Below are 12,146 nucleotides of genomic sequence, written 5' to 3'. Positions count from 1 at the left end.
CTGACAGGTACTGTCATTCCATGGCCGCCACCGAGACCCTGACCGCCGAGCGCATCCTCGAAGCCACCGAGGAGGTTCTGCGACGCTACGGCCCGGCGAAGGCGACGGTCGTGGACGTGGCACGGGTGCTCGGCGTCAGCCACGGCAGCGTCTACCGCCACTTCCGCACGAAGGCCGCGCTGCGCGAGGCGGTCACCGAGCGCTGGCTCTCCCGCGCCGAGGTCGCTCTGGCGGAGTTGATCGCGGCGTCCGACCGGCCGGCCGCGGAGAAGCTCCGCGCCTGGTTCTCCGGCCTCTTCGAGGCCAAGCGGCACAAGGCGGGCGACGACCCCGAGCTGTTCGCGACGTACGGGGTACTGATCGACGAGGCCAGCGGTGTGGTCGACCACCACATCGAGGCACTGGTGGACCAGGTCCGCGCGATCGTCGAAGAGGGCGTCCGGGACGGCGAGTTCACCGCCGCCGACCCCGGCGCATCGGCCCGCGCGCTGTTCATGGCGACCGCCCATTTCCACGACCCTGCCTACGCCGCGGAGTGGCAGCGCCCCACGATCGACGCGGAGTTCGAGGCCGTCGTGGAGCTGCTGCTGCGCGGACTGCGCGTATAGGACTCACGTCGCACAGGACTCAGTCGCACAGGCGTCAGTCGCGTGGGGCCCCGACCGGACAAGCAGGCCCCCTGCACACGGGTAAGCCCCCGGTTCCGTTCTCGGAACCGGGGGCTTTCGCGTGGAAGCGAGCAGACTCAGCAGCCGAGCAGGCGGCTGCCCAGGTAGCCCTGGATCTGGTCGAGGGAGACGCGCTCCTGCTTCATGGTGTCGCGCTCGCGCACGGTCACCGCGTTGTCGTCCAGGGTGTCGAAGTCGACGGTGACACAGAACGGCGTACCGATCTCGTCCTGGCGGCGGTAGCGGCGGCCGATGGCGCCCGCGTCGTCGAACTCGATGTTCCAGTTCTGCCGCAGGTCGGCGGCGAGGCCCTTGGCCTTCGGCGACAGCTGCGGGTTGCGGGAGAGCGGCAGGACGGCGACCTTGACCGGCGCGATGCGCGGGTCGAGGCGCATCACGGTGCGCTTCTCCATGACGCCCTTGGCGTTCGGGGCCTCGTCCTCGTTGTACGCGTCGAGCAGGAAGGCCAGCATGGTGCGGCCGACGCCGGCGGCGGGCTCGATGACGTACGGGGTCCAGCGCTCCTGCGCGTCCTGGTCGAAGTAGAGCAGGTCGTTGCCGGAAGCCTTGGAGTGCGCCTTCAGGTCGTAGTCGGTGCGGTTGGCGACACCCTCGAGCTCGCCCCACTCGCTGCCGCCGAACTGGAAGCGGTACTCGATGTCGGCGGTGCGCTTCGAGTAGTGGGAGAGCTTCTCCTGCGGGTGCTCGAACCAGCGCATGTTCTCCTCACGGAGACCCAGGCCCGTGTACCAGTTCCAGCGCTGCTCCATCCAGTACTCGTGCCACTGCTCGTCCTCGCCGGGCTTGACGAAGAACTCCATCTCCATCTGCTCGAACTCGCGGGTGCGGAAGATGAAGTTGCCCGGAGTGATCTCGTTCCGGAAGGACTTGCCCATCTGCGCGATGCCGAACGGGGGCTTCTTGCGCGAGGTCTGCAGGACCTGGCCGAAGTTGGTGAAGATGCCCTGCGCGGTCTCGGGGCGCAGGTAGGCGACCGAGCCGGAGTCCTGGGTGGGGCCGAGGTGCGTGGAGAGCAGACCGGAGAACTGCTTGGGCTCGGTGAAGGTGCCCTTGTTGCCGCAGTTGGGGCAGTTCAGGTCGGTGAGGCCGTTCTCGGGGAGACGGCCGTGCTTCTCCTCGTACGCCTCCTCCAGGTGATCGGCGCGGTAGCGCTTGTGGCAGGAGGTGCACTCGGTCAGCGGGTCGGTGAAGGTGGCCACGTGACCCGAGGCCTCCCAGACCTCGGTGGCCAGGATCACCGACGAGTCGATGCCGACGACGTCCTCGCGCGCGGTGACCATGTAACGCCACCACTGACGCTTGATGTTCTCCTTGAGTTCGACACCCAGCGGTCCGTAGTCCCAGGCGGCCTTCTGGCCGCCGTAGATCTCACTGCACGGGTAGACGAAGCCACGGCGCTTGCTCAGGCTGACGATGGTGTCGATCTTGTCGGCGGCCACGGTGCTCTCTTCATTACGACGACGAAGTGCGAATGCTTCAGATTACCGGCGCCCGCACCCCCGGTATCAAATCGGTCCGGCCTCGCTCATCGGGAAGCGCAGGAAGGGTGGAACGCGGGCGTCGACGGCGGCGATCGGATCGCCTCCCGACTTGTACCAGTCTGCATGGATGTCGATGACGGCGCCGTGCTCACCGAAGAGCATCCGCCGCCACGCGGGTGACACCCCGAGGCCGGCCACCTGGTGCCGGCGCACGGCGTGGTGGCAGTGCCCGTCCAGTGCGCCAGACCCTCGTCGCCCACTTACACCCGCTCCGCGCGGCCGCACGGCGCGAGCCCGCACCGGCGTCGAGCCCGTCGGCGATCTCCTGGGCTGCAGTGGGGCGGAACACAGGAAGGGCAATTGACAACCGTTTCCAACTTTGTTGAAAATGAGTGTCATGAACGTACGCCGCCTCATACCCTCCACCGCCGTCGCCGGAGCTGTCGCCCTCGGGCTCGTGACCCTGTCCGCGTGCTCCGGAACGTCCGACGCCGCCGACAAGGGCGAGGGCAAGCTCAGCGTGGTGGCGTCGTTCTATCCCATGCAGTACCTGGCCGAGCAGATAGGCGGCGAGCACGTCTCCGTCGAGACGCTCACCGCGCCCGGCGTCGAGCCGCACGACCTGGAGCTCAAGCCGCGGCAGATAGGCGAGCTCGGCGACGCCGACTACATCCTCTATCTCAAGGGCGTCCAGCCCGCCGTCGACGACGCGATCAAGCAGGCGGGGGTCAAGAACACCGTCGACGTCAGCACCCTCACCACACTCGAGAAGCACGGCGCCGGCCACGACCACGGAGCCGACGACCACGGTCACGGGGAAGAGGGTCACGAGCACGGCCACGAGTCCGAGGCCGGTGCCGACCCGCACATCTGGCTCGACCCGGTGAAGTACGCCGAGGTCGCCAAGGGTGTCGGCGCCTCCCTGGAGAAGGCCGACCCGGACCACGCCGCCGACTACAAGAAGAACACCGACGCCCTGGTGAAGAAGCTCGGTGATCTGGACACGGCGTTCGAGACCGGTCTGAAGAACACCACCACCAAGACCTTCATCACCACCCACTCCGCCTTCGGCTACCTCGCCGAGCGCTACGGCCTGGACCAGGAGGGCATCACCGGCATCGACCCCGAGTCGGAGCCGAGCCCCGCCCGCGTCAAGGACCTCCAGGCCATCGCGAAGAACGAGAAGGTCTCCACCGTCTTCTTCGAGACGCTCGCCAGCGACAGGACCGCGAAGACCCTCGCCAAGGACACCGGTCTCAAGACCGACGTCCTGGACCCGCTGGAGGGAATCACGGACGCGTCCAAGGGCGATGACTACATCGAGGTCATGCAGTCCAACCTCGCCGCGCTGAAGAAGGCCCTCGGCGCGAAGTGACCCACGCACAGCAGGAGGCACCCGTGACCGCGCCCGTCATATCCGTCCGCGGAGCCACGGCGACCCTCGGCTCGCGCCCCGTCCTGCGCGGCATCGATCTCGCCGTGAACCCCGGCGAGGTCGTCGCGCTGCTCGGCGCCAACGGCTCCGGCAAGTCCACCGCCGTCCGCGCCGTCATCGGCCAGGTGCCGCTGACCGGCGGGACGATCTCGCTCTTCGGCACCGAGCAGAAGCGGTTCCGTGCGTGGGCCCGCGTCGGTTACGTACCGCAGCGCACCACCGCCGCCTCCGGTGTGCCCGCCACGATCCGCGAGGTCGTCTCCTCCGGCCGGCTCTCCCGCCGCAGGTTCGGCCCGCTGACCAAGGCCGACCGGGCCGCCGTGGACCGGGCCATCGAGCTCGTCGGTCTCGCCGACCGGGCCAAGGACTCGGTGAGCGCCCTCTCCGGTGGCCAGCACCAGCGCGTCCTGATCGCCCGCGCGCTCGCCTCCGAGCCCGAGCTGCTGATCATGGACGAGCCGATGGCCGGTGTCGACCTCGCCAGCCAGGAGATCCTCGCCGCCACCCTGCGCGATCAGGTCGCCGGCGGCACCAGCGTCCTGCTCGTGCTGCACGAGCTGGGCCCCCTGGAGCCGCTGATCGACCGCGCCGTGGTCCTCCGCGACGGCTGCGTCGTCCACGACGGCCCGCCGCCGCAGGCCGTCGGCCAGCACGCGCTGCCCGGCCACGACCACGTCCATCCGCACGCGGCCGGTGAGCCGCTCCGTACGGGTCTGCTGACCTGAGGAAGCTGACCTGATCATGGAATTCCTCGAACCCGCCTTCATGCAGCGGGCGCTCCTCGCGGCCGTCCTCGTCGGCATCACCGCGCCCGCCGTCGGCATCTTCCTCGTCCAGCGCCGCCAGGCCCTGATGGGCGACGGCATCGGCCATGTCGCCATGACCGGTGTCGGCCTCGGCTTCCTGCTGAACAGCAGTCCGGTGTGGATGGCCACCCTGGTCGCCGTCGCCGGCGCGGTCCTCATGGAGCTGATCCGGACGTACGGACGGACCCGCGGCGACCTCGCGCTCGCCCTGCTCTTCTACGGAGGCATGGCGGGCGGCGTCATGCTGATCCAGGTCGGTGGCGGCTCCAACGCCAACCTGCTCTCGTACCTCTTCGGCTCCCTCTCCACGGTGTCGTCCGAGGACGTCACGGCGATCGCGGTGCTCGCCGCCTTCGTCGTCCTCGTCACGATCGGTCTGCGCCGCCAGCTCTTCGCCGTGAGTCAGGACGAGGAGTTCGCCCGTGTCACCGGTCTGCCGGTGCGGGCCCTCAATCTGCTCGTCGCGATCACGGCGGCCGTGACCGTCACGGTCGCGATGCGGGTCGTCGGCCTGCTGCTCGTCAGCGCGCTGATGGTGGTCCCGGTGGCGGCGGCGCAGCAGCTGTCGCGCTCCTTCCGTACGACCTTCGTCCTGGCGATCGTCATCGGCACCGGCGTCACGCTGACGGGCACCGTCACCACGTACTACCAGGACCTGCCGCCGGGCTCGCTCATCGTGCTGCTCGCGATCGCCGTCTTCATCGTCCTGACGGCGCTCGCCGCTCCCCTGGCCAGGCGCCGCGCCAGGGCGGCGGAGGCCGCGGCCCCGTCCTCGTCGCCGTCCGGGGCGGAGTGCGACATGGCCGTTCCGTCCACCCGGCGACCCACGGACGACGCCAGGGTCTAGCAGCCTGGCAGAATGGCGGGGGCGACGACATCCCTAGGAGGCCCCTGTGGCGACGGCAGGACCCCCCGTACGCGGCCGCTCGACCAAACAGCGGGCCGCGGTGGCGGCGGCACTGAACGAGGTGGACGAGTTCCGCAGTGCCCAGGAGCTGCACGACATGCTCAAGCACCGCGGCGACTCCGTCGGCCTCACGACGGTGTACCGCACGCTCCAGTCCCTCGCGGACGCGGGCGAGGTCGACGCACTGCGCACCAACGAGGGCGAGACGGTCTACCGCCGCTGCTCGACCGGCGACCACCACCACCATCTCGTCTGCCGCGTCTGCGGCAAGGCGGTCGAGGTGGAGGGCCCGGCGGTGGAGCAGTGGGCGGAGGCGATCGCGTCCCAGCACGGGTACGTGAACGTGGCGCACACGGTCGAGATCTTCGGAACGTGCGCGGAGTGTGCGCAGAAGTGACCTGAGTACGGAAGGGGCCCGCACCGGAGCGATCCGGTGCGGGCCCTTTCGCGTGTCAGCCTGGCGTACGGGTGTCAGACCCGCTTCACATGACGTTCCAGGATCGCCCGCAGCCGGTCGAGGTCCCCGGGGGCGGACACGCCCTGCTTGGGCAGCGCGGCCACGCCGACACCCGCCTTGTCGGCGGAGAGCAGGACGAAGAGCGTGGGCGTCTCGACGTACAGGGGCAGCATCGCCCACCGGCTCGTGGTCTCGCTGACGCGCGTGGTCCAGGTCACCCCGTCGTCGTCCACGACGGCCCGGACCTCCCCCTGCGGCTCGACGAGACCGTACATCTGACGCCCCGTCATCCGGGGTATCAGCGGCCCCAGCACGAGGACGAAGACGCCCAGCCAGCCGAAGAGAAACACCTTGAACATGTCCGGCTCCCCCGGCCCCGCCAGCTCCCACGCCACGATCAGGGAGCACAGGACGCCGGCGGCGGGCAGCAGCCACCGCAGCAGCAGCCCCGTCGGCGAGTTGCGCATCCTGACCCGGACCGCCTCCGTGACCTCGGCCTTCGTCGGTACGTAGACCAACTCGACGGCGCTCGTTTCCTGCACGGTCCCTCCCCGGTACCTCGATGACGAGGCGTGATCGTAGCGGCGCCGGGGCGCCCCGTTTACGCTGGCCCCTCCGCAGGGGTGGCCGGGAGGGGTGGGGTACGGGTGGAGTCGGTGTCCGGGGACTCGTCGCTGCTCGCGCTGCTCGGGCTCGACGCGGAACAGGACAGTGTCTACCGGCTGCTGGTGGACCGGCCGGACAGCGATCCCGCCGCTCTCGGCCACCCCACGGCGGACCCGGAGACGGTCCTGCGCGCCCTCACCGAGCTCGTCGAGCGCGGGCTCGCCAGCGCCGAGCGGGACGGGGACCACGTGCGGTACCGGGCGGCCTCCCCCGTCCTCGCGCTCGGACCGCTCCTGGAGTCCCGGCGTACCGCACTGCACCGTGTCGAGCACTTCGTCACCGAGCTCGCCGAGCGGCACCGCGCCGCCCACACCCGAAGATCCGGCGCGCCCGTCGAGGTCCTCTCCGGAGCCGCCGCGATCCGGCGCCGGCTCATCGCGATGCAGCGTGAGGCGCGGTACGTGGTCCGCTCGCTGGTCCCGGCGATGCCGGCGCCCGCCGTCATCACCTTCGAGGACAACCTCGACGAGGTCGAGCGGGACTCGATGCGGCGGGGCCTGACCGTGAAGTCCGTCGTGTCGCGTTCCTGGCTGGAGGACGCGCATGCCGCGCAGTGGCTCGCGGAGCTCGCCGCGGACGGCCAGCAGATCGCGGTCACCGACGAGTTGCCGATCAAGCTGATCATCATGGACAGGGAGTGTGCGCTGCTTCCGCTCGATCCCGAGCGCGACAGGACGGAGGAGCCGGTGGCGCTCGTGGTGCACCGCAGCGGGCTGCTGACGGCGCTGGTCTCGCTCTTCGAGCAGTACTTCGAGAAGGGCTGGCGGCTCAGCACGGCGCCCGGGGAGGAGAGCCCGGTGGATGAGACGGGGTGGCTCGACCCGGTGGACCGGCAGATCGTCGCGCTGCTCCACGTCGGTCTCACCGACTCGGCCATCGCCCGCCAGTTGGGCATGGGTCACCGCACGGTGCAGCGGCGCCTGCACGCGCTGATGGAGGCGGTGGGCGCGGCGACCCGTTTCCAACTCGGCTGGCACGCGGCCCAATCGGGCTGGCTGGACAAGCGCCCCGCGGACCGCTGACCCACCCCGACCAGCCTCAACCCGCCCTGCCGTAGGCGCTTTTACGCCTGGGCGGCTTCGCGCCACCTCCGGTCCCTTGTATCCGGAACCTTGAATACCGAACCATCGACCCCATCAGTCGCGAGGGCCACCAGCCCTCGCGAACGTGTGTGATGGGGAGACTTCGTGAGAACACAACGGATCCGTCGGATCCTGGCCACCGGCGTCGTCGCCGCGGCAACCGGTTCAGTCCTGTTGACCGTTCCCGCCCAGGCGCAGGAGGTGCCGGAGACCCCGGCGGCGACCCTGCCCACCACCCCGGTCGCGCCCCGCATGACGCAGGGCCTCGACTCGACACCCCGCACCGGCACTCCGGCCGAGGCGGCCCGCGCCCACCTCAAGGCGCACGAGCAGACCTATCGGGTCCCCGTCGCCGAGCTGACAACGGTGCGCACGACCAGGTCCGGGGCCCAGTCCTCGGTCCGCTTCCAGCAGAAGCGGGGCGGCGTCCCGGTGTTCGGCGCCGAGTACGCCGTACAGACCGAGACGGCCGACGGCGGCGAGCAGGTCGTCTCCGCGACCGGCACGCTCTACCCGGAGCTGACCGTCTCCACCACGCCCACCGTCACCGAAGCCACCGCCCGGCAGCGGATGTTCACCCTCGACTCCGACCTCTCCGGTGTCGAGGGCGGCGGGACCGAGAGCCACGGTCTGACCGTGCTGCCCGGCTCCGGCGGTGGCCGCCTCGCCTGGCATTTCACCGTCACCGGCGCGAAGGCGGACGGCTCCCCGGTCCGCCAGGAGGTCTTCGTCGACGCGCACGTGGGCGGTATCGCGCTCTCGTACGACAATATCGACGCCGCCGCCGCGCCCGCACAGGGCACGGGCGTGAAGGTGGACGGTGCCGAGGAGCGGATCGAGATCGACAAGGAGGCCGACGGCTCGTACACGCTCGTCGACTCCTCGCGCTCGATGTTCGCGAAGACCGGCGGTCAGATCCGTACGTACGACGCGAACCGCAAGAGCTACCTCGAGGTCGCGAACGGCCCGGTCACGGAGGACGTCAAGGTCGTCTCCTCGCCGACCGACCGCTTCTCGGGGACCGCCACCACCTCCGGCGCGGTGGACGCCCACCTGAACGCCGCGAAGGTCTACGAGTACTTCAAGAACGAGATCGGCCGCGACGGCATCGACGGCAAGGGCGGCACCGTCCACTCGGTCGTGAACGTCGCCCAGAACGGCAAGGACTACGCCAACGCCTTCTGGGACGGCACCAAGATGGTGTACGGCCACATGAACGGTGTCCCGCTCTCGGTCGGCCTCGACGTCGTCGGCCACGAGATGACCCACGGCGTGACCGAGCACAGCGCCGGACTCGTCTACCTCAACCAGTCGGGCGCCCTCAACGAGGCGATATCCGACTACTTCGGCAACGCCATGGAGACCGCCGACAAGGGCGTCGCCATGTCCGACCCGACCTCCGGCCTCATCGGCGAGTACCTCTGCAACGGCACCAAGCCGCTCGCCGAGTGCGCGCTGCGCGACATGAACGACGGCCGGGTCGCGGGCGAGGACTACCTCCCGGCGTCGCTCGACATCGACAACGGTGGTGTCCACCTCAATTCGACGATCGTGTCCGGCGCGCTGTGGGACATGCGGAAGAACCTGGACCCCTCGCTCGCGGACAAGATCGTCTACCGGGCCGCGCAGAACTACCTCACTCCGCTCTCCGGCTTCTCGGACATGCGGAACGCGGTCACCCTCGCCGCGAAGTCGCTCAAGGCCTCCCGCGCCGACCGCGAGGCGATCGCCAGGGCCTTCGACGACCACGGCATCGTGGAGGGCTGGGAGCGCAGGTCCGGCACCCACGACGGGAAGACGCTCGCCCGTGACGTCCTGCCCGCGTACGAGGTGTACAGCGGGGTGGACGAGCAGGCGGCGCAGATCAGCGGCGACGTCTACGCGATCGGCCACGGCGACGCGATCGCCTGGAACGCGAACAGCGCGGACTTCGGCATCACGGTCGGCCGCTTCGGCAAGAAGCACGGTGACGACCGGCACGGCGACTCGCAGCACGAGCTGGCCCAGAAGGACGCCTACCTCCTCGACCCGTCGCTCGACGACGACCGGATCGTCTTCACCCGGATCACCGCCGACTCCATCGGCGTCTACACCGCGGGCGACAGGGGCCAGGGCGCCATCCGCAAGCTCGTGGACGGCCCGGGCGACGAGATGGAGCCCGTGACCGCCGACGGCCGACTCGCCTACGTCAACCAGCAGGACGGCGAGTCCGACGTCATGCTGCGGGAGCGCGACGGCACCACGGTCAACCTGACCCCGGCCCCGGGCACCACCGCCGCGCGCCTGGCCATGAAGAACGGCACGGTGGCCTGGCGGGACGGCGACAACGACCACATCAGCGTGTACGACATCGCCACCGGAGCCTCGCAGCGCGTGCGGATCCAGTCCTTCGTCTTCGGCGAGGCCACGGACATCCAGCTCACCGAGGACCGGGTCTTCTGGCGCGAGACCACCACGTTCCTCTTCCGGAGTGACACCTTCTGGTCGGCCCCCCTGGGCGACCTCACTCAGAAGAAGAGGATCGGCACTCCGTCCACGACCTACGGCGGCCAGTTCTCCGTGAACGAGCAGTACTTCGCCTTCTCGACGTACGACCCCACCGGTGCGCTCGGCGCCTGGACCGGCAGGATCGGAAAGGTGAACGTGGCCCCGCTCGCGGACGTGGTGGGCGGCACCCCGGCGTACAGCAGGGTCTCCTGCTCCTCCGGTATGCAGCTGTCCCCGCAGCTCGGTGACGGGCAGCGGACGGTCTGGCTGGACACGACGGCCGCCTCGACGGACGTCGTGACCCGGGACTCGTTCGCCGGCACCTGCGCGTAGCGAAAAGCCCGGGCCGTGCGGACAGCGTCCGTACGGCCCGGGCCTCGTCCGTCCTCAGGCCTTGTCGAGCACGGCCATGTCCGCCGGGTCCACGCCACCGAAGCGGCGGTCGCGGGAGGCGTACTCCACGCACGCCCGCCACAGGTCACGGCGGTCGAAGTCCGGCCACAACACGTCCTGGAAGACCATCTCCGCGTAACTGCTCTGCCAGATCAGGTAGTTCGAGGTGCGCTGCTCGCCACTGGGGCGCAGGAACAGGTCGACGTCCGGCATGTCCGGGTAGTAGAGGTACTTCTGGAAGGTCTTCTCGTTCACCTTCGACGGGTCCAGCTTCCCCGCCGCCACATCCTGCGCGATCTTCTTCGCGGCGTCGGCGACCTCGGCGCGCCCGCCGTAGTTCACACAGAAGTACAGCGTCATCGCGTCGTTGTCGACGGTCTGCTCCTGGGCGACCTGGAGCTCCTGGACGACCGACTTCCACATCTTCGGCATCCGGCCGACCCAGCGGATACGGATGCCCAGCTCGTCCATCTCGTCACGCCGGCGCCGGATGACGTCCCGGTTGAAGTTCATGAGGAAGCGGACCTCCTCGGGGGAGCGCTTCCAGTTCTCGGTGGAGAAGGCGTAGAGGGAGAGGTTCTTGACGCCCATCTCCAGGCATCCCTTGAGCACGTCGAGGACCACACCCTCGCCGACCTTGTGCCCCTCGGTGCGCGGCAGGCCGCGCTCCTGGGCCCAGCGGCCGTTGCCGTCCATCACGCAGGCCACGTGGTTCGGCACCAGCTCGGCGGGGAGCTTCGGCGGACGGGCACCGGAGGGGTGCGGCTCGGGGACCTTGTACTCCCGGCGCTGCCGTCCGAGGATTCCGCGTCGTGCGATGGCCATGGCGATGGATCTCCTAGCTCTTCTCTACATACCGCAGGGAGCGCAGGCCGCGCTCCAGGTGCCAGTGGAGGTAGGCGGACACCAGCCCACTCCCCTCCCTGACGTGACGCGGCTCGCACGCGTCCGCCGTCGCCCAGTCGCCGGTGAGCAGCGCACTGAGCAGGCCGATGGCCTCCGGAGAGGGTACGACGCTGCCGGGCACCCGGCAGTCGCCGCATATGACCCCGCCCGCTGCGACCGAAAAGAACCGGTTCGGCCCGTGAAGTCCGCATTTCGCGCAGTCCTCGAAGCTCGGCGCGTAGCCGTTGACGGCGAGGGAGCGCAGGAGGAAGGCGTCGAGGATGAGATGGGGCGCGTGCTCGCCCCGGGCGAGCGTCCGCAGACCGCCGACGAGCAGCAGGTACTGCTGCACGGCCGGCTCGCCCTCGTTGTCCGTGAACCGCTCCGCCGTCTCCAGCATCGCCGTCCCGGCGGTGTAGCGGGCGTAGTCGGTGACGATCCCGCCGCCGTACGCGGCGATGGTCTCGCTCTGCGTACAGAGCGGAAGCCCCCGCCCTACGAGATCACTCCCGCGGGCGAAGAACTGCACGTCGACATGGGAGAAGGGTTCGAGCCTGGCCCCGAACTTCGACTTGGTCCGCCGAACCCCGCGGGCTACGGCGCGTACGCGACCGTGACCACGCGTGAGGAGCGTGATGATGCGGTCCGCTTCACCCAGCTTCTGGGTGCGCAGCACGATGCCGTCGTCGCGGAACAGACTCATGCGGCCATTCTCGCTCATACGACAGGCGGCCATTTGCCATGTACACGGCAGCAAATCGAGAGTCGCCGCGTCCTTGATCGTTCCCACGAGGGTCACCGAACTCATGCGCCTCACACCGCTCGTCATCACCGCAGCGGCGGCCCTGCCGGCACGTT

Annotated in this window: 12 protein-coding genes; 7 read left to right on the top strand and 5 right to left on the bottom strand. The window is 69.6% G+C overall.

Annotated elements, in window-relative coordinates:
• Positions 1-20: 20 nt before the first annotated feature.
• Positions 21-608, top strand: a complete 588-nt coding sequence (locus ACZ561_RS08155) for a TetR/AcrR family transcriptional regulator (RefSeq protein WP_470990958.1) — start codon at positions 21-23, stop codon at positions 606-608.
• Between the two features lie 137 nt (positions 609-745).
• Here ACZ561_RS08155 and ACZ561_RS08150 read toward each other — a convergent pair whose 3' ends face one another.
• Positions 746-2,128 carry a glycine--tRNA ligase gene (locus ACZ561_RS08150; protein ID WP_376437440.1) on the bottom strand — a complete coding sequence of 461 codons (1,383 nt, stop codon included), beginning with the start codon at positions 2,126-2,128 and terminating at the stop codon, positions 746-748.
• A gap of 66 nt (positions 2,129-2,194) precedes the next feature.
• Positions 2,195-2,383, bottom strand: a complete 189-nt coding sequence (locus tag ACZ561_RS08145) for a hypothetical protein (protein WP_470990956.1) — start codon at positions 2,381-2,383, stop codon at positions 2,195-2,197.
• A 184-nt stretch (positions 2,384-2,567) separates the two neighbouring features.
• Between ACZ561_RS08145 and ACZ561_RS08140 the strand changes: the two genes are divergently transcribed.
• From ACZ561_RS08140 to ACZ561_RS08125, 4 genes are read left to right on the top strand one after another with little or no spacing between them, the layout of a single operon-like run.
• Entirely contained in the window at positions 2,568-3,545 is a 978-nt protein-coding gene (locus tag ACZ561_RS08140; protein ID WP_470990954.1) for a metal ABC transporter substrate-binding protein, read from the top strand.
• Between the two features lie 23 nt (positions 3,546-3,568).
• The gene (locus ACZ561_RS08135; RefSeq protein WP_470990952.1) at positions 3,569-4,330 is read left to right on the top strand and encodes a metal ABC transporter ATP-binding protein; all 762 of its coding nucleotides are present in this window, start codon (positions 3,569-3,571) and stop codon (positions 4,328-4,330) included.
• Between the two features lie 16 nt (positions 4,331-4,346).
• Entirely contained in the window at positions 4,347-5,258 is a 912-nt protein-coding gene (locus tag ACZ561_RS08130; RefSeq protein WP_470990950.1) for a metal ABC transporter permease, read from the top strand.
• A 46-nt stretch (positions 5,259-5,304) separates the two neighbouring features.
• Positions 5,305-5,715 carry a Fur family transcriptional regulator gene (locus tag ACZ561_RS08125; protein ID WP_376437433.1) on the top strand — a complete coding sequence of 137 codons (411 nt, stop codon included), beginning with the start codon at positions 5,305-5,307 and terminating at the stop codon, positions 5,713-5,715.
• A gap of 74 nt (positions 5,716-5,789) precedes the next feature.
• Here ACZ561_RS08125 and ACZ561_RS08120 read toward each other — a convergent pair whose 3' ends face one another.
• Positions 5,790-6,317, bottom strand: coding sequence for a YcxB family protein (locus tag ACZ561_RS08120; RefSeq protein ID WP_470990948.1), 528 nt, complete (start codon positions 6,315-6,317; stop codon positions 5,790-5,792).
• Between the two features lie 105 nt (positions 6,318-6,422).
• Between ACZ561_RS08120 and ACZ561_RS08115 the strand changes: the two genes are divergently transcribed.
• Positions 6,423-7,463: a helix-turn-helix transcriptional regulator gene (locus ACZ561_RS08115; protein WP_470990946.1), complete on the top strand. Its 1,041-nt coding sequence runs from the start codon at positions 6,423-6,425 to the stop codon at positions 7,461-7,463.
• A gap of 165 nt (positions 7,464-7,628) precedes the next feature.
• Positions 7,629-10,343: a M4 family metallopeptidase gene (locus ACZ561_RS08110; RefSeq protein ID WP_470990944.1), complete on the top strand. Its 2,715-nt coding sequence runs from the start codon at positions 7,629-7,631 to the stop codon at positions 10,341-10,343.
• 54 nt (positions 10,344-10,397) lie between these two features.
• On the opposite strand, the gene ACZ561_RS08105 is transcribed toward ACZ561_RS08110, so the two are convergent.
• Positions 10,398-11,222, bottom strand: a complete 825-nt coding sequence (locus ACZ561_RS08105) for an isoprenyl transferase (RefSeq protein ID WP_470991328.1) — start codon at positions 11,220-11,222, stop codon at positions 10,398-10,400.
• 19 nt (positions 11,223-11,241) lie between these two features.
• A complete protein-coding gene (gene recO, locus ACZ561_RS08100; RefSeq protein ID WP_352187931.1) occupies positions 11,242-11,991 on the bottom strand; it encodes a DNA repair protein RecO in 750 nt (249 codons plus the stop codon).
• Between the last annotated feature and the right edge of the window lie 155 nt (positions 11,992-12,146).

The sequence above is a fragment of the Streptomyces sp. NPDC039609 genome, assembly GCF_055596705.1.
Note: the sequence above shows the minus strand (reverse complement) of the source record. Positions and strands in the feature narration are given on the sequence as shown.